The sequence below is a fragment of the Companilactobacillus ginsenosidimutans genome (assembly GCF_001050475.1).
Classification (GTDB): domain Bacteria; phylum Bacillota; class Bacilli; order Lactobacillales; family Lactobacillaceae; genus Companilactobacillus; species Companilactobacillus ginsenosidimutans.
The window spans coordinates 1,752,459-1,776,803 of record NZ_CP012034.1; the positions used below are offsets into that span (position 1 = coordinate 1,752,459).

Annotated in this window: 15 protein-coding genes, 2 tRNA genes and 3 rRNA genes; 3 read left to right on the forward strand and 17 right to left on the reverse strand. The window is 39.2% G+C overall.

The features are described 5' to 3' along the window. Window positions 1-193: 193 nt before the first annotated feature. From rrf to ABM34_RS08890, 7 genes are all read right to left on the reverse strand, one after another. Window positions 194-310: ribosomal RNA gene (rrf, locus tag ABM34_RS08860) — 5S ribosomal RNA — on the reverse strand. Window positions 311-380: 70 nt separating this feature from the next. Next, window positions 381-3,299 (reverse strand): 23S ribosomal RNA (locus ABM34_RS08865). 152 nt (window positions 3,300-3,451) lie between these two features. After that, window positions 3,452-3,524 (reverse strand) — tRNA-Ala (locus ABM34_RS08870). A gap of 27 nt (window positions 3,525-3,551) precedes the next feature. After that, window positions 3,552-3,626, reverse strand: a tRNA-Ile gene (locus ABM34_RS08875). Window positions 3,627-3,711: 85 nt separating this feature from the next. Further along, window positions 3,712-5,285, reverse strand: a 16S ribosomal RNA gene (locus ABM34_RS08880). The 16S, 23S and 5S rRNA genes sit together here with 2 tRNA genes alongside, the layout of an rRNA operon. A 445-nt stretch (window positions 5,286-5,730) precedes the next feature. Further along, window positions 5,731-7,272 carry an ABC-F family ATP-binding cassette domain-containing protein gene (locus ABM34_RS08885; protein ID WP_048705110.1) on the reverse strand — a complete coding sequence of 514 codons (1,542 nt, stop codon included), beginning with the start codon at window positions 7,270-7,272 and terminating at the stop codon, window positions 5,731-5,733. A gap of 66 nt (window positions 7,273-7,338) precedes the next feature. Further along, window positions 7,339-8,496, reverse strand: a complete 1,158-nt coding sequence (locus ABM34_RS08890; protein WP_083988291.1) for an LCP family protein — start codon at window positions 8,494-8,496, stop codon at window positions 7,339-7,341. A gap of 239 nt (window positions 8,497-8,735) precedes the next feature. Here ABM34_RS08890 and ABM34_RS08895 point away from each other — a divergent pair, with 239 nt between their 5' ends. Next, complete coding sequence (locus tag ABM34_RS08895) at window positions 8,736-9,494, forward strand: threonine/serine exporter family protein (protein ID WP_048705112.1); 759 nt, start codon at window positions 8,736-8,738, stop codon at window positions 9,492-9,494. An 11-nt stretch (window positions 9,495-9,505) separates the two neighbouring features. Beyond that, window positions 9,506-9,979 (forward strand): threonine/serine exporter family protein, encoded by a 474-nt coding sequence (locus ABM34_RS08900; RefSeq protein ID WP_048705113.1) that lies wholly within the window; start codon window positions 9,506-9,508, stop codon window positions 9,977-9,979. A gap of 57 nt (window positions 9,980-10,036) precedes the next feature. On the opposite strand, the gene ABM34_RS08905 is transcribed toward ABM34_RS08900, so the two are convergent. Further along, the gene (locus ABM34_RS08905) at window positions 10,037-12,661 is read right to left on the reverse strand and encodes a transglycosylase domain-containing protein (protein WP_048705115.1); all 2,625 of its coding nucleotides are present in this window, start codon (window positions 12,659-12,661) and stop codon (window positions 10,037-10,039) included. Window positions 12,662-12,669: 8 nt separating this feature from the next. Further along, the gene (locus tag ABM34_RS08910) at window positions 12,670-13,968 is read right to left on the reverse strand and encodes a hypothetical protein (RefSeq protein WP_048705117.1); all 1,299 of its coding nucleotides are present in this window, start codon (window positions 13,966-13,968) and stop codon (window positions 12,670-12,672) included. Between the two features lie 76 nt (window positions 13,969-14,044). On the opposite strand from ABM34_RS08910, the gene ABM34_RS08915 reads away from it, so the two are divergent. Beyond that, window positions 14,045-14,971: a hypothetical protein gene (locus tag ABM34_RS08915; protein ID WP_048705119.1), complete on the forward strand. Its 927-nt coding sequence runs from the start codon at window positions 14,045-14,047 to the stop codon at window positions 14,969-14,971. Window positions 14,972-15,028: 57 nt separating this feature from the next. On the opposite strand, the gene ABM34_RS08920 is transcribed toward ABM34_RS08915, so the two are convergent. The 8 genes from ABM34_RS08920 to gyrA all read right to left on the reverse strand — a co-directional run bounded on the left by ABM34_RS08920 (window position 15,029) and on the right by gyrA (window position 24,344). Further along, entirely contained in the window at window positions 15,029-16,312 is a 1,284-nt protein-coding gene (locus ABM34_RS08920) for an adenylosuccinate synthase (RefSeq protein WP_048705121.1), read from the reverse strand. A 19-nt stretch (window positions 16,313-16,331) separates the two neighbouring features. Next, window positions 16,332-17,708: a replicative DNA helicase gene (dnaB, locus tag ABM34_RS08925; RefSeq protein WP_048705123.1), complete on the reverse strand. Its 1,377-nt coding sequence runs from the start codon at window positions 17,706-17,708 to the stop codon at window positions 16,332-16,334. Between the two features lie 7 nt (window positions 17,709-17,715). Beyond that, window positions 17,716-18,171: a 50S ribosomal protein L9 gene (rplI, locus tag ABM34_RS08930; RefSeq protein WP_048705125.1), complete on the reverse strand. Its 456-nt coding sequence runs from the start codon at window positions 18,169-18,171 to the stop codon at window positions 17,716-17,718. A gap of 15 nt (window positions 18,172-18,186) precedes the next feature. Beyond that, window positions 18,187-20,208: a DHH family phosphoesterase gene (locus ABM34_RS08935; RefSeq protein ID WP_048705127.1), complete on the reverse strand. Its 2,022-nt coding sequence runs from the start codon at window positions 20,206-20,208 to the stop codon at window positions 18,187-18,189. A 146-nt stretch (window positions 20,209-20,354) separates the two neighbouring features. Beyond that, on the reverse strand, window positions 20,355-20,591 hold the full coding sequence (gene rpsR / locus ABM34_RS08940) for a 30S ribosomal protein S18 (protein WP_010625570.1): 237 nt from the start codon (window positions 20,589-20,591) through the stop codon (window positions 20,355-20,357). A 24-nt stretch (window positions 20,592-20,615) separates the two neighbouring features. After that, entirely contained in the window at window positions 20,616-21,197 is a 582-nt protein-coding gene (gene ssb / locus ABM34_RS08945) for a single-stranded DNA-binding protein (RefSeq protein ID WP_048705130.1), read from the reverse strand. A 36-nt stretch (window positions 21,198-21,233) separates the two neighbouring features. Beyond that, window positions 21,234-21,530, reverse strand: a complete 297-nt coding sequence (gene rpsF / locus ABM34_RS08950) for a 30S ribosomal protein S6 (RefSeq protein ID WP_048705131.1) — start codon at window positions 21,528-21,530, stop codon at window positions 21,234-21,236. A 204-nt stretch (window positions 21,531-21,734) separates the two neighbouring features. After that, window positions 21,735-24,344 (reverse strand): DNA gyrase subunit A, encoded by a 2,610-nt coding sequence (gene gyrA / locus ABM34_RS08955; protein ID WP_048705133.1) that lies wholly within the window; start codon window positions 24,342-24,344, stop codon window positions 21,735-21,737. Window position 24,345 lies beyond the last annotated feature (1 nt).

Genomic DNA, 24,345 nt, shown 5'->3' on the forward strand with positions numbered 1-24,345 from the left:
TAATCGCTTGGATATATTGACACGTCGTAGACTGTTACTTATTGTTACCTTCCTAAAATTTTCGTATTCGGATGATCTATTGTTCCTTATATAATAGTAGAAATACAATTTGTTATCTTTGTTTATATTAATACATGTAAAAAATTAGACAAAAAAAAAGAGATGATCTTGCGATCATCTCTCTTAATGAGAAGCGTGGCAACTACCTATCCTCGCGGGCAGTTTCCCACCAACTACTTTCGGCGTTAAGAAGCTTAACTTCTGTGTTCGGCATGGGAACAGGTGTATCCTTCTTGCTATCGCCACCACACTTCGTTTCCTCGTACCTTCAAAACTAGATATTAATCATAATGAATTCTTCACACTTCAAACTACGTGACGCGGTTAAGTCCTCGATCTATTAGTACTGCTCAGCTCCAAGTATCACTACTCTTCCACCCGCAGCCTATCTACGTCATATTCTTTAACGGATCTTACTTCCTTAACGGAATGGGAAATCTCATCTTGAGGGGGGCTTCACACTTAGATGCTTTCAGCGTTTATCCCGTCCATACGTAGCTACCCAGCGATGCTCTTGGCAGAACAACTGGTACACCAGAGGTATGTCCATCCCGGTCCTCTCGTACTAAGGACAGCTCCTCTCAAATTTCCTACGCCCGCGACGGATAGGGACCGAACTGTCTCACGACGTTCTGAACCCAGCTCGCGTACCGCTTTAATGGGCGAACAGCCCAACCCTTGGGACCGACTACAGCCCCAGGATGCGATGAGCCGACATCGAGGTGCCAAACCTCCCCGTCGATGTGAACTCTTGGGGGAGATAAGCCTGTTATCCCCAGGGTAGCTTTTATCCGTTGAGCGATGGCCCTTCCATTCGGTACCACCGGATCACTAACTCCGACTTTCGTCCCTGCTCGACTTGTCAGTCTCGCAGTCAAGCTCTCTTATACGTTTACACTCTACGAATGATTTCCAACCATTCTGAGAGAACCTTTGAGCGCCTCCGTTACTTTTTAGGAGGCGACCGCCCCAGTCAAACTGCCCACCAGACACTGTCCCTCGCCGCGATTATCGGCGTAGGTTAGAGTTTTCATATAACAAGGGTAGTATCCCACCAATGCCTCCATCGAAACTAGCGTTCCGATCTCTACGGCTCCTACCTATCCTGTACATGTCACACAAAAACTCAATATCAAGCTACAGTAAAGCTCCATGGGGTCTTTCCGTCCTGTCGCGGGTAACCCGCATCTTCACGGGTATTATAATTTCACCGAGTCTCTCGTTGAGACAGTGCCCAAATCATTACGCCTTTCGTGCGGGTCGGAACTTACCCGACAAGGAATTTCGCTACCTTAGGACCGTTATAGTTACGGCCGCCGTTTACTGGGGCTTCAATTCTCAGCTTCGCATAAATGCTAACTGATCCTCTTAACCTTCCAGCACCGGGCAGGCGTCAGCCCATATACGTCATCTTACGATTTAGCATAGACCTGTGTTTTTGATAAACAGTTGTTTGGGCCTATTCACTGCGGCTGGCTGTTACACCAGCACCCCTTCTCCCGAAGTTACGGGGTCATTTTGCCGAGTTCCTTAACGAGAGTTCACTCGCTGACCTTAGGATTCTCTCCTCGACTACCTGTGTCGGTTTGCGGTACGGGTAGTTTATTTCTAACTAGAAACTTTTCTCGGCAGTGTGAGTTACTGTGCTTCGCTACTTAAATTTCGCTCCTCATCACAACTTGTCCTTATAGTTACAAGCATTTGACTCGTATCAAGACTTGTTGCTTGAACACACTTTTCCAGCTGTGTGCACACATCATCCTCCTGCGTCCTTCCATCGTTCAAACAAAATAAACTAGTACAGGAATCTCAACCTGTTTTCCATCGATTACACCTCTCGGTCTCATCTTAGGTCCCGACTAACCCTGGGAGGACGAGCCTTCCCCAGGAAACCTTAGTCTTTCGGCCGATCAGATTCTCACTGATCTTTCGCTACTCATACCGGCATTCTCACTTCTAAGAACTCCACTGCTCCTCACGGTACAGCTTCAATGCTCTTACAACGCTCTCCTACCACGTATCTTACGATACATCCACAGTTTCGGTATCATGCTTAGCCCCGGTACATTTTCGGCGCAGAATCACTCGACTAGTGAGCTATTACGCACTCTTTGAATGAATGGCTGCTTCTAAGCCAACATCCTAGTTGTCTGTGCATTTCCACATCCTTTTCCACTTAGCATGAATTTTGGGACCTTAACTGGTGATCTGGGCTGTTTCCCTTTCGACGATGGATCTTATCACTCACCGTCTGACTCCCGGGTATAGATCTGTGGCATTCGGAGTTTATCTGAATTCAGTAACCCAAGACGGGCCCCTAGTCCAAACAGTGCTCTACCTCCACGATCCTTTTCCCCGAGGCTAACCCTAAAGCTATTTCGGAGAGAACCAGCTATCTCCAAGTTCGTTTGGAATTTCACCGCTACCCACACCTCATCCCAGCATTTTTCAACATACATGGGTTCGGTCCTCCAATGCGTTTTACCGCATCTTCAACCTGGACATGGGTAGGTCACTTGGTTTCGGGTCTACATCTACATACTTAGTCGCCCTATTCAGACTCGCTTTCGCTACGGCTCCGTATCTTCTACTTAACCTTGCATGCAAACGTAACTCGCCGGTTCATTCTACAAAAGGCACGCCATCACCCATTAACGGGCTTTGACTACTTGTAGGCACACGGTTTCAGGATCTATTTCACTCCCCTTCCGGGGTTCTTTTCACCTTTCCCTCACGGTACTGGTTCACTATCGGTCACTAGGGAGTATTTAGCCTTGGGAGATGGTCCTCCCAGATTCCGACGGGGTTTCTCGTGTCCCGCCGTACTCAGGATACAGACTAGAGTGGATCCAATTTCGCTTACGAGGCTTTCACTCTCTTTGGCTCAGCTTTCCAACTGATTCTGCTATCTTTTCCTTTTTTCTCATGTCGTCTGTCCTACAACCCCAAAGAGCAAGCTCTCTGGTTTGGGCTGTTCCCGTTTCGCTCGCCGCTACTCAGGGAATCGATTTTTCTTTATATTCCTGCAACTACTTAGATGTTTCAGTTCATTGCGTCTTCCTCTTAAAAGCTATGTATTCACTTTTAAGTAATCATCCATTACGATGATTGGGTTCCCCCATTCGGAAATCCACGGATCATAGATTACTTACATCTCCCCGTGGCGTATCGTCGTTAGTTACGTCCTTCTTCGGCTCCTAGTGCCTAGGCATCCACCGTGCGCCCTTTATAACTTAACCTAAATTACAAAGGTAATTCTTATTTCTTTTTTGGCGGAATTGCTTCCGCCCGCAGTTTTCGGTGTTTCTTTAATTCATTATTTCTTAATATCCAGTTTTCAAGGTACGAGTGTCTCTCTAGAGTCATACTATGTATTTCCCTAAAGCGACTATGGAGGTTAACGGGATCGAACCGATGACCTCCTGCTTGCAAAGCAGGTGCTCTCCCAGCTGAGCTAAACCCCCGTGGTGCTTTATTATATTCTACTTTTATGGGCCTAAATGGACTTGAACCATCGACCTCACGCTTATCAGGCGTGCGCTCTAAACCAGCTGAGCTATAGGCCCAATAAGCCTGATCGAGAGTAGACCTCTCAAAACTAAACAAAGTTTTAACTTGTGTATTCCGTGGTACCTAAGTACCTATCCTTAGAAAGGAGGTGATCCAGCCGCAGGTTCTCCTACGGCTACCTTGTTACGACTTCACCCTAATCATTTGTCCCACCTTAGACGGCTAGCTCCTAAAAGGTTACCCCACCGGCTTTGGGTGTTACAAACTCTCATGGTGTGACGGGCGGTGTGTACAAGGCCCGGGAACGTATTCACCGCGGCATGCTGATCCGCGATTACTAGCGATTCCAGCTTCATGTAGGCGAGTTGCAGCCTACAATCCGAACTGAGATCGGTTTTAAGTGATTTGCTTGCCCTCGCGAGTTCGCAACACGTTGTACCGACCATTGTAGCACGTGTGTAGCCCAGGTCATAAGGGGCATGATGATTTGACGTCGTCCCCACCTTCCTCCGGTTTGTCACCGGCAGTCTCACCAGAGTGCCCAACTTAATGCTGGCAACTGATAATAAGGGTTGCGCTCGTTGCGGGACTTAACCCAACATCTCACGACACGAGCTGACGACAACCATGCACCACCTGTATTCTTGTCCCCGAAGGGAAAAACTAATCTCTTAGTGTTTCAAGATATGTCAAGACCTGGTAAGGTTCTTCGCGTTGCTTCGAATTAAACCACATGCTCCACCGCTTGTGCGGGCCCCCGTCAATTCCTTTGAGTTTCAACCTTGCGGTCGTACTCCCCAGGCGGAGTGCTTAATGCGTTAGCTGCAGCACTGAAGGGCGGAAACCCTCCAACACTTAGCACTCATCGTTTACGGCGTGGACTACCAGGGTATCTAATCCTGTTTGCTACCCACGCTTTCGAGCCTCAGCGTCAGTTACAGACCAGAGAGCCGCCTTCGCCACTGGTGTTCTTCCATATATCTACGCATTCCACCGCTACACATGGAGTTCCACTCTCCTCTTCTGCACTCAAGTTTACCGGTTTCCGATGCACTTCCTCGGTTGAGCCGAGGGCTTTCACATCAGACCTAATAAACCGCCTGCACTCGCTTTACGCCCAATAAATCCGGATAACGCTTGCCACCTACGTATTACCGCGGCTGCTGGCACGTAGTTAGCCGTGGCTTTCTGGTTGAATACCGTCAATACATGAACAGTTACTCTCACGCATGTTCTTCTTCAACAACAGAGTTTTACGATCCGAAAACCTTCTTCACTCACGCGGCGTTGCTCCATCAGACTTTCGTCCATTGTGGAAGATTCCCTACTGCTGCCTCCCGTAGGAGTTTGGGCCGTGTCTCAGTCCCAATGTGGCCGATTACCCTCTCAGGTCGGCTACGTATCATCGTCTTGGTGAGCCGTTACCTCACCAACTAACTAATACGCCGCGGGTCCATCCTAAAGCGATAGCAGAACCATCTTTCAAACAATAACCATGTGGAAATTGTTGTTATGCGGTATTAGCACCTGTTTCCAGATGTTATCCCCCACTTTAGGGCAGGTTACCCACGTGTTACTCACCCATCCGCCGCTCACTCAAATGTAAAATCAATCAGGTGCAAGCACCTTCATTCATTTACCAGAGTTCGCTCGACTTGCATGTATTAGGCACGCCGCCAGCGTTCATCCTGAGCCAGGATCAAACTCTCATATTTTGATTGTTTGTGACTCATTTGTTATTAATTATTATTACTAACGAACTGACTTCGTTATAATTGTTTCTTTGACCTTATATAATAAGGCCTACACAATTAGCGTTAAAACTTTGTTCAGTTTTCAAAGGTCTACTTCTTGTTAATCGCATTTGCTCTTAACAAGCGACTTAATTATTTTATCATGATATCAACTCAATGTCAACATCTTTTTAAAATAATTTATTCAAGCTCCTGATGAATTAATTCATCTTTCGCTGTCGTTACTCGTTAAAGCAACTTAATTATCTTATCGAATCATCAACCTCATGTCAACAACTTTTTAAAATAATTTTTCATCCGCTTAGCTCGCCAAGGCTTGCTACGACTGATGCGATTGCTCTCTCGTGACAACAAATAATATCTTACCAATTTGATACGTCGCATGCAAGGCTTTTTTTAAAATAAATCAATTCTTTTTTATTTGCTCTATATCTAGTACTTTATCGATCCAATCACTACTATAAAAGTCCTCTTCGTGAGTAACCAAAATCATAGAGCCTGGGTAACTACGGAGACCTTTTCTGAGTGATGCTTTACTTTCATCATCCAAATGGTTAGTTGGCTCATCCATAAATAGAAAGTTTGTAGGCTCGAACATTAAATCACCTAGTTTAACTTTTGTCTGCTCACCACCGGACAATGATTTCATTGGAGACATTATCTGTTGGTTCGTTAATCCAGTTCTCGCCAAATATTGACGGACTTCTTTACTATCTGATTCTGGATGGTCTTCACTTACCACTTTGAACGGAGTTTCCATATTACTCTTCCAAGTTAGATCCTGTTTGAAATAACCTATCTTAACTACATCGGAAAAATCAAAGTTACCATTCTTAGGTTGTAACATCCCCAATAGAGTTTTGATCAGAGTAGTTTTACCGATACCATTGAATCCTTTAATAACCATCTTCTCTCCACTTACTAGGGAGAAATTAAGCTTCTGGTCAAATAATGGCTTATCGTATCCTATCATAAGGTCATTTACTTCCAATACCATACGTGAGCTTGGGATCTCCTTATATGGGAAGTTAAAGCTAGCGATGGTCTTATTACCTGGTGGTGTTAGTACTTCCATATGAGAGAGCTGTTTCTCTCTACTCTTGGCACTCTTTGAACGAGATCCAGCCTTAAACTTACGGATATAAGCCTTAGTCTTAGAGATTTTCTCTTGTTGCTTAGTATATGCCTTCATATATGCCTCTTTGTTAGCTGCCTTTTGCTTGGTAACTTGCTTGAGACTTCCGGTATACTTAGTGATTTTTCCGAACTCAATATCAGCAATACAATTTACAATTCTATCTAAAAAGCCATAATCATGGGAAATTACGATAAATGCGCCCTCAAAATTGTTTAGATAATCGCTTAACCAATCAATATGGTTAGTATCCAAGTAGTTAGTTGGCTCATCCAGCAGAATCATATCAGGATTCTCTAATAAGATTTTTGCCAAAATGATTTTCGAACGTTGTCCACCTGATAGTTCTGAGACGTCATGCTCATATCCAATGGCATCTAGTCCTAGTCCGGTAGCAACTTGATCAATCTTAGTATCAATTTCATAAAAATCATTGGCGTCGAGAAGTTCTTGGAGTTTCCCCGCTTTCTCTAGTGCCTCTTCATCAGGGTTATTCATATATATTTCAGTTAACTCATCGTTAGCGTTGTATAGATTTTGGAAAGCAGTCTTCAAGTACTCACGAATAGTCATCCCTGCGACAAGCTTAGCCTGCTGATCCAAATAACCTACTGTTAAATGTTTTTGCCAGCTGATTTTACCTTCGTCGGGTTCGAGTTGGCCTGTCAAAATTTTGATGAAGGTACTCTTACCTACACCGTTTTGACCTGTGATTCCTAAATGGTCTTCTTTATTAACTTGTAAATTGGCATCATCATACAACTTTTTGTCCAAAAATTGTTGTGTGAGATTATGTACTTCTAAAACACTCATAAATTTATATCCTTCACATAATAAGAGGCTAAGACAACTGCGGATCGTCTCAGCCTCAAACTTATTTTATTCCGATGTTTGATTACTCTTATAGATTTTGTACGTTTGTGGTATGTCCCCATCATAATTGAATGAGAATCCGTGTCTTTGATTCAATCTATTGAGTTTTGTTTCTTCATTATTTACTGTTTCTTCTGGTAAACCTAGTTGCTTACGTAATTTATCAGATACACGCTGGATTTCCTTCGTAGGCGCAAGTTCATATGAAACATCCCCAACCATTTGTCCATAACCTTGGAGATGGTCTGAGTCGATGTTGCCTGATGCGTCACGATAATTTAGGAACATTGTCTGCATATCATTAAAACTTAGGTTTGTTGTCATTGAGTCTGAGATGCTATCTAGTACCTTCTTGAAGTGAGTAAATGTCTTGGCACTAGCTGCACTCTTGACGATGGCCGAGATGATTTGACGTTGACGCTGCTGTCTACCATAGTCACCGTTTGGATCGTCATGTCTCATTCTGGCATAATCTAGCGCCTGCTTACCATTTAGATGCATCTTACCTTTTCTAAAGTTAGATGGAACTTGGCCTGCATCTCCATATGAAAAGCTGAATGGTACGTTGACGTCTACTCCACCGACACTATTAACTATCTTCTCTAGTGAGTTGAAATCAACTTTGACGTAATAATCAATTGGTACGTTGATTAATTTCTGAGTAGTAACAACGGCACTATTTTCTGTACCTATGTTATACGCTGAGTTAATCTTTTGGATTTTACGAGTATTATCGTTCTCGTTTTTCCAAATTTGTGTCATGGTATCTCGCGGAATTGACATCATGGTAGTTTTCTTTGTCTTTGGATTGACGGTTACTACTATCATAGTGTCGGAATTACCCTTGTAATTAGTCTCAGTATCTCTGACACCATTATCAGTGGTATCAACACCTAGTAGCAAGATTGATACTGGCTTGCTTTGAGAAATCTTTTCAGATGTCTGTCTACCAGCTAGCTGCTTAAACGTTTTGTCGAATGATCCTTGTGCCTGAGCATATAATCTAAATCCATATGCGCCGGAAACAAAAATTACTAGTAAGAGTACTAAACCTAATATTTTGAGAAAAGGTTTTTTGACGATACCGGCGTTTTCGGACTCTAGCGCATGATTATGTGTTAACTTCCGATTGCGTCTCGACATGTTATTGTTGTTGTTATCCATAAATTAACTCCATTAGTTAAATACTGTCTGTCTTTAAACATAATAACTTAATATTATACCGGTTTACTATAGTTACAGTCAGCTATTTTGTTATATATTAAGTATAGTCAATAATTATTTTTGTTTATGATTTTTTAAATCGACTTAATAGTTAGCAATAATGTCCTCAAATAATTATAGAAGATTCACGCTTTCTGTCAAACTCGATGAATTCGAAACATAGCAAAGTAGGTGAAAATATGGAAAACGTAGAGCAACTTAGTACTCAGCAATTGTCTGACTTATGTCTCAAAACTGCCTACTTATTAGTAAACGGTGGTGCTGAAACTTATCGTGTTGAGGATACTGTTGAACGAATCGGCAGATCTCTCGGTAGCAACGTTAAGTGTTATGTAACAGTAACAGCCATATTTGTAGAAATCAACAGTGAGAACTATAAATTTTTGAAATCACGCCTTGGCGGAACCAATTTACAAATGATTGATGAGATTAATACGATGTCTCGCCAACTTGCTGAAAAAAAGATTTACGTCGAAGACTTCACTGCACATATTGAACATTTATATAAGTACAAACGCACAGCAGACTTTCCATTTTGGTTAAAAGCAATTGGAGCTGGTTTCGTTTCAATGGCTCCGATGTTGCTATTTGAAATGCCCCTATATTATTTCATCTACTGTTTTTTCGTAGGAATTATTGGTTACTCTATTTCTTACTACCTAGCAACACTATCTATGCTTCCATACGCTGATTTATTCATTTCCGGATTTGTCATCGCAATTTTAGCAATTGCCATGAAAGATTTACACATTATCACTCAGTACCATACGATAATAATTGGAGCAATCATGCCGTTAGTTCCGGGTGTTGCCATCACCAATGCAATTCGTGAACTAGTTATGCGGCACGCTCTAAGCAGTATGGTTAAATTTCTGGACTCCTTATTGGTGGCTAGTAGCATTGGATTCGGAATTGCAACCGCTTTAATTGTCTTTTAGGAGGGGCGCTCATGGATATATTTTTAAACTTGCTACTGGGTGCTTTGTCAGCCATCGGATTTTCTCTGATAACTAATGCCCCCAGAAGAGCAGCAGGAATCATCGGAATTACAGGAGCACTGAGTTGGACAGTCTTCTACCTATTAAAGAACTACTCACACATCAACATTCTAATCTCTAACTACGTTGGAGCAGTTATCATAGGAATTCTAGCCTACTTCTTTGCTCGAAAATTTAGACTACCTGAAAACATTATTATTATTCCCTGCTTAGTTAACTTGGTCCCCGGAGGTAATGCCTACCGAACAATCCTCTACATGGTTCAAAACAATTATCCAGGATCAATCAGTCAGGGCCTACAAACATTTTTAATCGCATCATTTATTGCAATGGGACTCTTCACTGTTCCGTACACTGCAGCAACCATCCAAAGACTTAAGGCTATCCGTTTGAGGAATAAGTATTTAAATAGATGGAAAAAATAAGACACCATATACCTGAGATTATCATCTGGTATGTAGTGTCTTATTTTGTTGGGAAAATTAATCATCAATATTGAGCTTCAAGTCAGGTACACTTCCACCATAACTTCTAATCTCATTCATTAAGTTAATCAAGGTTTGCTTCTGAGCCTCTTTGTCGGAGTCATTGTTCTTATATGCATCCTTAACCTTCTCAACTTGGGCATTATATTCAGGCATAAGTTTATCTACCATCTTCTTACGTTGCTCATTACGCTGATCTTGAATCTTTCTTTTCTCAGAATTGTACTTGGAAAGTTTGCCATTGTCTTTATCTGCTTGGAACTGAGCTTGTTTCAAATTCAACTGTTTCTGAAGATCAACAATCTTATCAGTAAACTGCTTCTTGGCTGTCTGTCGTTTAACGTTAATGTTAAGATAACGAATCTTTTGCAATTCATCAAGCTTAGATGAGTATTGAGACTCTTTAGTAATTGGAGAGTCCTCATATTTCTTCAAAGCCTTCTTAACTTTCGCCTCTCGACTGTACTCTTCTTTTTTGGATAAGTGATAGATAATTCGGTAATCCATATTAAAGAGTCTTCGTTTGTTTTTCTCTTCTTGAGCGTTGTTAAATTTAGAAAAATCTGTATCAATTACATCTTGGATAGTTTGTTTCTTCTTACTATCATCAACAGTCAACTTGTCACCTAAAACTTTAACTGTACTTGGCTTCTTGAAGTCAGTGTTCTTTTCTTTTAAGTAGTCAACTAGGTATTCACCCTCTGACTTGAAGGCTGCCATGGCCAAACTTTCCTGAGCAGTTGTTAGAGATGATGGCTGATCATTACCTGTCCAGTTGGCAATGGTAAAATCAGGTGTCATTCCGACAAAATATGAATCCTTGTGTGCATCAGTTGTTCCTGTCTTGCCAGCTGTGTATTTAAAGTTATCCAAACTAGCAGCTTTACCCAATCCATTTGAAACTACGGATTGTAAAGTGTTAAGCATCAAGTAACTTGCATCAGTTGTGTAAATCTTCTTTTCAAGATGTCTGTTTTCATAAAGCATTCTGTCATTTGATTCATCGTAAACACTTTGAATATTCGATGGATGAATGAAGTTACCTTGGCGTGAGAAACTACTATAACCTGATGCCATTTCAGTTGTGGTTGTTCCATCAGTAAATCCACCTAATGCGATGATGGGATTTCGATCTTGGGGAGTTAGACGTGCAAACTCCATTTTTGCAAGGTCGTCGTAGTACGTCTTCTTAGTGTCTTGAAGCGCAAGTTTGAAGGCAACAGTATTAATTGAATTTTCTAGCGCGTGTCTGACCGTCGTCTGTCCTGTGTAACCGGGATACCAGTTGGAGATTCCTTGGACTGGTGAATCAGTTACAGAACTTTGTGGAAGATAGCCACGTTCAAAGGCAGGTGCATATGCGACCAATGGTTTGGCAGCCGAACCAGGTTGTCTGTATCCAGTGACAGCTCGATTAATTTGATCGTATTCTGTTCCACGTCCACCGACAACTGCAATTACATTCCCTGTCTTATTATCAATTACAGTACTAGCTAACTGCGGCTGTAATTTACCATACTTATCTTTAGATTGATTTGAGGCATATACCTTATCTACTAACTCTTCAATTTTACTTTGAAGTACCGGATCAATTGTCGTTCGAATACTATACCCACCATTCATCAACTGACCTCGAGCACGATCATAGGCTTGAGCATATTTTTCATAGTAATCCTTACGGCTCTTGTCATCGTTGAAAGTATACTTCATCGTAAATCCAGACGACTTCATTAACTCTTCAGTAGCATTAAACACTGCATAGTTTAATGCATAGTTTTTCGAAACATCATTATCAAAGGTATGCTTATTAAGTTTAAGACCCAGTGGTTTCTTTCGAGAACTCATGTATTGTTTCTTACTAATTAATCCGTTCTTATTCATGATGCTTAATACCATGTTGCGACGTTTGACTGAACGTTCAGGATAAGCAACTGGATCATAATAAACTGGATTATTTGGAATACCAATGAGCATGGCAATTTGTCCGATGTCCAAATCCTTTTGATCTTTTGAATAATAGTATTTAGCTGCACTACTGAAACCATATGTTGCATGACCCATGTAAACATCGTTGATGTAGAATTCCAATATTTGTTTCTTACTAAACTTCTTTTCTATTTCCTGGGCAATAACCATTTCTTTGATTTTACGAGAGAATGTCTGAGATTGATCTTTTAAAACAACATTTTTAACTAACTGCTGTGTTAAAGTCGATCCACCTTGTACTCGATGTTCAAATACTCGAGCTCCCATTGAACGAAGAATGGCATACATATCAATTCCATGATGGATGTAAAATCTGCTGTCCTCCACTTCAACCAATCCTTTACTGATTAGAGGGTTAACTTTAGATTCATCTGTGTAATCAACATCTGACTGAGAGAATCGTTTCAATTCCTTCCCATCAGCACCATAAATAATCGTAGAGTTTTTAGGATAAAAATCTTTCTTAGTTAATCTGTTGCTATACGAGTATCCATCTGCAATGGATTCTTTTACCGGTGTTCCTATCTTTAACCAAATAGCAACAAAGGCAGCAACAACCAAGATTACAACTATCAATAAAATCTTAGGCCACTTTTTCTTTTTGACCGTTTTACCAACTCTTCTATTCTCTCGCATGTTATCCCCTATTTAACAAATAGTAGCAATCCTGATGAAGCCTTGCTTTCAATAGTACTTAAACCACTTGTCGAAACTTGTATTCCATTTGAATACGATGAACCACCTGTATAGATAAATCCAATTGTTCCAGAAGTTCCAAAGTATACTGAGTTATTGAGTGCAGGATTATTCTTAAACCAGAAAACTGGTTTGGCAGTGTTGAAATTAGCAGTTGAATTATCAGCATTAGTTATACCCATGCCAGACAATACGTCATCTGTGGCATTAGATAAATATTTGCCAAAACTACTTGAACTCGTATCAGTAACAATTGCTGCATTACTTGAAGCTGAACTTATTACTGATTTGATTGTATACTTACCACTTGAAATATTATCAGATTGCACTGAGATGTCTGATCCATCAGAGACATAGTTACCACCCGTTAATGTCATGTAGGAAATTTGACCTTTAGCTTTATCAAAATACAACACGTGCTTATCATTAATACCTGCATCACTTAAAGCATCATCAGCCTTTGCAGAGTTATCCAGTTTAGAGATGATGTCCACGTTAGCTGGTTTATACTTCTCAGTCAAAGGAGAATTTTTTAAAGCTTCTAATTCTGCCTTAGCATTTTGAACTTTACTATCTTCACCTGAATTATTATTGAAGTATTCGTTCATCTTTGCTACTTTATCTTGCATATCATTTTTAACGTTCTTGTTTTTGATTAATTTATTGTATGTGTTAACCATTGAGATTTTCTTCATCGTTAATGACTTATTACTATCTAAAAAGTCATTCCATGTATTGTTGATGTATTTTTCAGCATCGTTTGTTTGTTCAAACCAAATCCTGATTGTATCTAGTCGATTCTTTTGTACTTGATAAACGTCTTGATTAGTTTCATTTAGAAGTGTTTTATCCAAACCATTTAATTGATCTTTAGTAACTGTAACCTTGTATTCATTCTTACCATCAAATAACAAACTAATTTGATGTTTTCTGTCTTCTCTATTTGCAAGTTCAGATTGGACATTCTTATACTTATCTACATTATCCTTTGAAAGGATATTTGTTCCACTAACATCAATCAGCTTTCCAATGAATCCCATTGCATTTTGATTTACGCTTTTCTTCAATACATCTAATTGATTATCTTGATACTGATTAGAGATTTCTTTTGAAATTGCAGCATTTGCTGTTCCCAGAGAAAAAGTGATCAAAAAAACTACAGCAGTAATAACAATAATTACTTTTGCTGCGATTATGAAATAACTAGTTGTTCTTATGTTGTTTCGTAAGTCTTTTTTATCTTTCATCATTTTCCCCATTTAGTTTATTTGTTTCGTATACTATATATATATTAAAGTATCTCATAGATAAAGGTGGCACATCTTGAAAAATTTAACTAAAAACCAATGGCGTTGGACTATCAGTATCTTAATCTTACTAATCATCATTTCACTATTTGCTTTCAATGTATTTCGAATTCGAGACAAATCAACTGATGCTATTTCTAAAATAACTATTCCCTTCTCTTTGATTGTTAATCCAAAGAATATCGATAAGGGTGTTACTCCCAAATCTGTTAATACAGATGTGAATGATTTAAACTCGGAAAAGAATCACGTCGTTAAACTCACAAATAACATTGATACTTCTTTCCAAGATAACAAGAAACTATATTTTTTATCTAAAGATCAACAAAAGTCCTTAATGGATAAAGTTGATAAGCAAGAACATCAGTATATCTACAAGATTACATTATTAAACTTTGGCCGTGATCACTCGGGTAAATATTTTACCATTAGTTGTAATCAATATAATGACACCAAATCTATTGTCAGCTATAGATACATTTTACATTATGACAAGAATCAAATTAAGACCTCAAAATATATTGGTAAACGTTCAGCTAAATATCCACCTCAGTTTATTATAGATGGAGTTGTCACTGGTAATGATGGCGTCAAGCAATCCAAATCTTTCATGCAAGAAACTAGGACAGCTATCATTAACTCAAACCTCATTTCTAATAACAGCATTGTTCCTGGTGACTTTAATCAAATTGCAATCAACATTGGTTTGAACAATGAAACTAGTAACAAAGCATTATACTCATTAGCGAAGAATGCTAATTCCAGATTAACTAACTTTGCAGTTACTGGTTATGAATTGTCTGATGTTCCTAGATATAGTCGTATCTACATCAAGCAGATTAATAATGACGTTAATCACTATTATACTTTATCCTATGATCGAAACACTTCAAAATTTACATCCCTTAAGCAAGGTATTATCTCAAATAGATTGACCAACTAAAAAAGCACCCTCATTTACGAGGATGCCTTTTATATTTCCCGGGAAATATTCCGGAAATTATTTCCAAACGTCATTTACGATAATTGTTTGATCACGATCAGGACCAACTGAAATTGTTGCATATTCTACATCTAGTTCTTCTTTTAGAAATTCTAGATAAGCTTTAGCTGCATCTGGCAATTCTTCAATACTTTTCGCTTGAGTGATATCTTCATCCCAACCATTAAATGTCTTGTAAACTGGTTTGCATTTTGCAAGGAAATTCAAGTTAGCTGGATATTCATCGATTTGTTTACCATTGTAATCATATCCTACACAAACTTTTATTTCTTTCAATCCTGTAAGAACATCTAAACAGTTCAATGAGAGATGAGTTACGCCTGAAACATTGCATGAGTGCTTTAATACGACTGTATCTAGCCAACCAACACGTCTAGGTCTATGTGTAACTGTTCCATATTCGTGTCCTGCATCACGCAAGAAATCGCCTGTCTCGTTGTTTTGTTCAGTTGGGAATGGACCAGCACCAACTCTTGATGTATAAGCCTTTACGACACCGATAACTTTGTCGATAAGCGGTGCACCAACACCTGCTCCGGTTGTTACACCACCAGCTGGGTTAGATGAAGTTACATAAGGATATGTTCCGTGATCGATATCAAGCATGATTCCTTGTGCGCCTTCAAATAATACATTCTCGCCAGCTTTTAATTCTTTGTTTAAATATGCTGATGTATCAATTACACGATCTTTTAATTGTTGTCCGAATTCATAGTATGTTTCGAACATGTCATCAAAGTTCATTGGCTCTGCATTGTAAATCTTTGTAAACAATTCGTTCTTTTCGTCCAAATTCTCTTTCAAAAGGTCTCTAAAGATGTCTTTATCAAGGATATCAGCCATTCTGATTCCTACGCGCGCTGATTTGTCCGCATAGGTTGGTCCTATACCTCTATTAGTCGTACCGACCTTAGAATCTCCCTTAGAAGCCTCTTGTAATTTATCTAATTGAATATGATAAGGCATAATCAAGTGGGCACGGTTTGAAATTTTAAGATTTGAAGTATCTACACCTTGATCGTGTAAGCGCTTCAATTCTTCTAATAGTGATTCGATATTTAGAACCACTCCGTTTCCAATCAAACTTACTTTGTCTGGATATAAAATTCCTGATGGAACTGATCTGAGTTTATATACTTTACCGTCAATATTTAATGTATGTCCGGCATTGTCTCCACCTTGATAACGGGCAATGATATTTGCCTCGCCACTAAAGTAATCAGTTATTTTACCTTTACCTTCGTCACCCCATTGGGTACCTACTACTACGACTGTTGTCATATCTTATCCACCTATACTATTAATTTTCGGGAATATTCGCGATTGACGAAAACTTATTGTATGACTTAACAAACAATAGCTTTGCTGTTCCACGCGGACCTGAACGGTTCTTTGCAATTATTACTTCTACTTCACCTACATCTTGATCCTCTTGATCTTGAGGCTCAGAGTCCCCATCCTCATCTTCATTACGATAATAATCGTCACGATAAAGGAAGGAAACAATATCCGCATCCTGCTCGATTGAACCTGATTCACGAATATCTGAAAGCATTGGTCGTTTATCTTGTCGAGCTTCCAGTCCACGACCTAGTTGTGATAGCGCGATTATTGGAACATGTAATTCTTTGGCTAATTTCTTCATATTACGAGAAATTACAGAAACTTCCTGTTGACGGTTCTCTTGTCCAGTACCTTCAATAAGCTGCAAGTAATCAACAACGATTAAATCTAGCTTTCCACTTTCCTTGGCCAAACGCCGACATTTGGAACGGATTTCAGACATCTTAACACCTGGGGTATCGTCAATATACACTTCTGTATTAGATAGACTACCCATGGCAACGACTAAACTGTTCCACTGACTTTCATCTAATTGACCTGTTCTAAGAGCTGTAGCATCAATTGACCCCGTCGAACATAGCATACGGTTTACCAATGACTCCGCACTCATTTCAAGTGAGAACATTGCGACAGTTGCATGGTCTTTAACCGCTGCATTTTCAACAATATTCAAGGCAAAAGCCGTCTTACCAACACCAGGTCGAGCTCCCAAAATAATTAGTTCATCTGGATGCAAACCGGTAGTCATCGCATCTAAATCTTTGTAGCCAGTTGATAGTCCAGTAACATCACTGTCCTGGTCATACAACTTATCAATTTCAGCAAAAGATGATTTAACAACATCGCTGATTTTTCTGAATCCCTTATGGCTACGGTTCTCAGAAACATCCATAATATCACGTTCGGATGCATCAATGATAGAGTCTAAATCTTCGTTTTCGTCGAAACTACGATTAACGATATTTGTTGCAGCACCAATCAAGCTACGTAAAACAGATTTTTGCTTAACGATTCTGGCATAGTATCCGGTATTGGCTGCAGTTGGTACTGCATTAGCTAAGTCAGCAAGATATGAAATCCCACCGACATCTTCCAATTGATTAGCACGATTCAATTCATCTTGAATTGTAACAACATCAACTGGTCCATCATCCCGCTCATTGATAGTAACCATAGCTTGGAATACTAACTGATTGGCATGTTGGTAAAAATCTTCTGGCTCCAAATACTCCATTGCTTCTGTTAGCGCATCTTTGCTCAGAAAAACCGCCCCGAGGACAGCTTGTTCAGCGTCTTTATCGTTCGGCGGTATTCTAGTTATATCATTATTCATTGACTACCTACTTCTTTTCAACAATATGTACTCTGATAACAGCTTCAACTGTATCAAAGATTTTAGCTGGAACGTTTACGAAACCAAGTGCTTTGGCACCCTCTCCTAAACTCATCTTGTGCTTATCAACAGTGATGTCATATTGCTTCTTAAGTTCTTCAGCAATCTTCTTAGTTGTAACTGATCCGAACAAGCGTCCATCTGTACCAGCTTTGGCTGGAATTTCAACGACAGTTTTGTCATCTTCAATTTTAGCCTTAACAACTTTAGCTTCAGCAATTTCAGCTTCGTAATCTTTTTCTTCACGATTTTGTTCAGCTTTTAATTGGGCAATATTTTGCTTATTGGCTTCAATCGCCTTATTATTCTTAATTAAAAAGTTTTGAGCGTAACCTGATGTGACTTCTTTCACCTCACCACGTTTACCCTTTCCTCTTACATCCTCAGTAAAAATAACTTTCACAGTGACAACCTCCGTTTATTTATTATTCATAGTATCTGTTAGCACTTCAACTAATTGGTCCTTAGCTTCAGCAACTGTAGCATCGGAAATTTGTGTAGCAGCATCAGACAAGTGACCACCGCCACCCATCTTCTCCATAATGACTTGTACATTGATTTTACCCAAACTACGGGCAGAAATACCAACTCGACCGTCAGGACGCTTACTAATTACATATGAAGCTTCAACACCATTTAATGATAGCAATGTATCGGCAGCTTGAGCAACTATAACTGGATCATAAGTCTTATCTTCTTCGCCGAAACAAACAGCCATATTATCTCCTACCATCGTAATGGTTTCAATCAAATGATTTCGCTCAATAAATGAATTGATGTTTTCCTTGAGAATTTCTTGGATCAAAGTTTCATCGGCACCAACTGATCTCAAGTAACTGGCAGCATCGAATGTTCTTGTACCAGTTCTAAGTGAGAAGGATTTAGTATCGACGGTAATACCAGCCAACATTGCTGTAGCCTCGATTTTATCAATAGACTTCTTATTCTTAGGTTGATACTCGAGCATCTCTGTAATCAATTCACTAGTAGATGATGCGTATGGTTCGATATAAATCAGCATAGGATTCTCTGGGAATTCTTCACCACGTCTATGGTGATCAATAACCACGATTTTCTCACTGCTTTGGTCAAAAATCTTAGGGTTGATTGAGATGCTTTGTTTCGAGTGATCGACCATAACTATTAGAGTATTCTTCGTGACAATGTTATTGGATTCATCAGATGAAATAATATCTTTGTCAGCTTCAGGATCTTCCTTTTTAATTATGTCGATCAAACGAGCGACATCGGTGTGAAGTGATTTACGATCAACAACAATTTTACATGGAGTGTTATTCATTGCAGCTATTCTACGAATACCCAATGAGGAGCCAATAACATCCATGTCAGGGTGATTGTGACCCATAACTATAACTTGGTCGCTATCTTTCAAAAGCTCTTGTAGTGCTTCACTAATCATACGTGCACGGACTCTAGTTCTCTTTTCCATTGGATCAGTATTACCACCATAGAAACGAGCTTTCTCGCCAATTCCACGTACAACAACTTGGTCACCACCACGACCAAGTGCTAAGTTAAGGTTCTTTTGTGCTTCATCACTTAAAACTGATAAATCATCAACACCATATGAGAATCCCATACTCAATGTTAATGGTACGTTTTGTTGTGATGTATATTCTCGAATGGTATCGAGAACTTTGAAACCATGTTCTTCTGAATCAAACAATTTACCTGAGTATGCAACGATGAAGAAATGGTCATCATCAATTCGCTTCAAAAACATTTTTCCACGTGTAGCCCAGTTAGTTAATTCATTAGTAACGTAGTTGTCCAAATTAGAAATATCACGGTCACTCATTGATTGAGTTATTTCAGCGTAGTTATCTAAATAAACTTGTCCAATAACCGATCTATTATTTTCATAACGATTTTCCATTTCAGAGTATTGAGTGATTTCGAATAAGTAAATCACACGTAACTCTCGTTGGACTTGTACTAAGTAATACTTATGTCCAATCTTGATGGTCTTACTACTACCATGTTCAGAGTCCTCTTCTTCATCAGTAGTGACAAATGAAAGTAGCTCTGGAGAAATGTCAGCAATGTTCATACTATAGATAGGTTCTAATCCGGTTTTCTCGACGAAATAAGGATTAACCCATTGAACTTGTCTGTCAGCATCATAAAGCAAGATACCTAATGGATATTCAACAAAGCTATTGTCAGTACCTCGGTCGATTCGGTATTGCAAATCAGTAGTATATTTACCAGCTTTTTCCCCAAGAAGTAGAAATAAGTATACGAATAGTATTAAGGAGATCACTACTAGTAGCCCTTGGATATAACCACTAACATGACCATGAATAATTCCAACAATAAAAATTGAGATCAACATAACTACCAGCGACGCGGCAGTGAGTTGTGTTGAATGATCAACTCTCGAAAGGAAATATCGAAGGTTAGATTTTATATTTTTCATATCAATACCCCTTTTAATATACCTCCTAATTTTATCACAGCTAGGCCTGTACCTCACTGTTTATTAGTTTTTAATGGCTGACATATATTAATAAGTTAATATGAAAAAGTCCAATAAAAAAAGACCACTCAATGTGGTCTTTTTAATTAGTCTTCTGCAACGAATGGTAGAAGAGCCATAATTCTTGCTCTCTTAATAGCAATAGTTAGTCTTCTTTGGTTCTTTGCACTTGTACCTGTAACACGTCTTGGTAAAATCTTACCACGTTCAGAGATAAATCTCTTCAACAAGTCTGTGTCTTTGTAATCGATGTATTCGATGTGATTAGCAGCGATGAAGTCAACTTTACGTCTTCTACGTCCGCCTCTTCTTTGTTGGGCCATTGTAAGTTCTCCCTTCTTACTAGATTAAAATGGTAAATCATCATCTGAAATATCAATTTGTTTGCCATTATCTGCAAATGGATCACTCATGTTATTTCCAGAATTCTGATTATTATTGGTACCAGTTGAATTGGTACTAGGATTGTTACTTTGATTATTATTTGTTTGATTATTAGCATTATTGCTAAATGGAGACTGGCTATTATTTGGTTGACTTGGAGCTGAACCTTGGTTGCTTTGATTGCCACCATTTGCATTTTCATTTGCAGCTCTTCTATCACTTTCGGATCTAGATTCGAGAAGTGAGAAGTTTTCTACAACAACTTCAGTAACATAAACACGGTTACCTTGTTGGTTTTCATATGAACGTGTTTGCACACGACCATCAACGCCAACTAATGAACCTTTATGAGTGAAGTTAGAAAAGTTTTCAGCAGCTTTTCTCCAAATAACACAGTTAATGAAGTCAGCTTCGCGTTCACCTTGAGCGTTAGTGAACTGTCTGTTAACAGCAACGGTAAATGATGCGACCGCTGCTCCGTTGGCAGTGTATCTAAGTTCGGGATCACGTGTCAGGCGTCCGACTAAAACTACTCGATTAATCATATGTCTGCCTCCTTAAAATGTTTCACGTGAAACAAATTAGTCTTCACGTTTGATAATCATATGACGTAAAACGTTGTCATCAATCTTTGAAAGACGGTCAAATTCACCTAAAGCTGTATCGTCGTCTGTTGTTGCGTTGACAATATGGTAAATACCTTCTTTATAGTTAGCAATTTCATATGCTAAACGTTTCTTTTCCCAGTCTTTGGAATCAATAATCTTTGCACCGTTATCTGTAAGGATCTTGTCGTAACGATCAATAAGAGTCTTCTTAGCCTCTTCTTCGATATCAGGCTTAATGATATATGTAATTTCGTAGCGTGTTTCTGCCATGACTGTGCACCTCCTTATGGTCTAATGGTCCTAGTTAAAGGACAAGGAATATAAATTAACTTAATTTTATACTCACAGTTTATGAGTGTATCATACATCCTCCCTTATTTCTAGTTGAATTTTCGTAAATAAAAAATCGTTTCTGCCTGACGTGTATCCGAACCGATACACTATCAAATTACGCAGAAACGATTTATTTATTTTTTATTCTTCAGGATTGTCTGAGCCTGAATCATTATTGTCTGAGTCATCTTCGTCTGGAGCAGTTTCAGATGAGTCTGTTGAATCTTGTGTTTCTTCATTATTAGTTCCATCTTCAGTATTTGCGCTGTCGTCAGATGATGGAGTTTCAGGAGCATCGGCAGATTCTTCATCGACTTCCTCTTCATCTTCGTGAGCAATTAATGCCATAGTTGAAACGAATGCTTTGTCATCAACCTTGATTAATCTAACACCAAGAGTTGCACGACCAGTTTGAGAAACATTTTCTACATCAAATCTGATCATGACACCTGTGTTAGTAACAAGCATGATATCTTCATCCCCACTAACAGCTGCAACACCGGCGATAGGTCCGTTCTTTTCAGTAACGTTGGCAGTCTTGATACCTTTACCACCACGACCTTTAACTGGATATTCAGTTGCTGCAGTTCTCTTACCATAACCATTTTCGGAAATCGTTAAGACTTCTTGATCTGATGAAAGAATTGATGAACCAACTACGTAATCTTCTTCACGCAATTTGATACCACGAACACCAGATGCAGTTCTTCCCATTGGACGAACATCAGTCTCACTAAAGGTTACGGCGTAACCCTTATGTGTTCCGATAAAGATAACTTTGCTACCGTCTGTCATAAAGACGTTGTTAAGCTCATCTTCATCCCTCAATGCAATTGCACGCAGACCTGAATGTCTGATATTGGCGAAGTCATTAACTGCCGTTCTCTTAACTGTTCCATATTTTGTAACAAAGAATAGGAAGGAGTTATCACGATCGACATCCCTACCGACATTGATAATGGTTTGAATCTTCTCACCTTTTTCAATGTTTAATAAGTTTATAACTGGAATACCTTTGGCAGTACGACCATATTCAGGAACCTCGTAACCTTTTGTTCTATAAACTTTACCAGTATTAGTAAAGAACAATAGACGGTCATGTGTTGAGGCATAGATTAGTTGTTCAATGAAGTCATCATCATGAACACCCATACCTTGAATACCACGTCCACCACGGTTTTGAACTCTAAATTCATCGGCAGAAAGACGCTTGATGTATCCATTATGAGTTAGAACAATCAAGATATTTTCTTCTTCGATGAGATCTTCATCTTCGATATTAGTAATTTCACTCGCACGAATTTCAGTACGACGGGGATCACCAAATTTTTCTTGGATATCTAATAATTCATCATAAATGATTTTATCGATACGTTCTGGCTTAGCCAAAATATCTTTGTAATCAGCAATTTTTGCAACTAACTCTTGATATTCGGCTTCGACTTTTTCACGTTCCAAACCTGTCAAACGAACAAGACGCATATCCAAGATAGCTTGTGATTGTTTGTCAGATAGTTTGAAGCTATCCATTAATGTTTGTTTAGCAATAACTGAAGTTTGTGAACCACGGATGATCTTAATTATCTCATCGATGTGATCCAAAGCAATTCTCAATCCCTCGAGAATATGAGCACGAGCTTCAGCACGTTTTAAATCGTATTCTGTTCTTCTACGAATAACTATTTCTTGATGCTTCAAGTATTCCAAAAGGACTTGTTTTAATGAAAGAACTTTTGGAGTCTTGCCAACGATTGCAACCATGTTGATACCATATGAAATTTGTAACTGTGTCAACTTGTAAAGATTATTCAAGATAACTGAAGCTGACATATCACGACGGATATCAATAACGATTCTCATACCTTCACGGTCAGATTCATCATTGAGGTCAGTAATACCTTCAATTTTCTTGTCACGAGCAAGTTCAGCAATTCTTTCAACTAAAGTAGCTTTGTTGACCATATAAGGTAGTTCAGTAACAATAATTTGTTCCGCACCATTCTTCTTATCAACAATATCAACTTTCGCACGTAAGGTAATGGTACCCTTACCTGTTTCATATGCACGTCTGATACCTGAGCGACCCATGATAATACCACCAGTGGCAAAATCAGGTCCAGGCAAAACTTTCATCAATTCTGGAAGTTCAGCATCCTTATTTCTCATCAAAATATGTAATGCATCAATAACTTCTTTCAAGTTATGTGATGGAATATTGGTTGTCATACCAACGGCAATACCAGTTGCTCCATTAACTAGTAAGTTAGGGAATCTGGCAGGTAGGACCATTGGTTCTTTTTCTTCACCATCGTAGTTAGCTACAAGATCAACAGTGTCTTTGTTGATGTCTCGCAACATTTCAACGGCCATCTTACTCATACGAGCTTCGGTATAACGCATAGCAGCAGGTGGATCACCATCAATAGAACCAAAGTTTCCGTGTCCATCAACCAATGGATAGCGATAACTAAAGTCCTGAGCCATTCTTACCATTGCTTCGTAAATAGATGAGTCACCATGGGGGTGATACTTACCCATGATATCCCCGACAGCACGAGCACTCTTTTTGTATGGCTTATCAGGTGTAACACCAAGTTCATTCATACCGTATAAAATACGACGGTGAACTGGCTTTAAACCATCACGTACATCTGGAAGAGCACGAGATACGATAACACTGGCAGCGTAATCAACGAAGGATCTTTTCATGACTTCCGTTAAGTTAACGTCTGAAATTCTTCTATCGTCCATT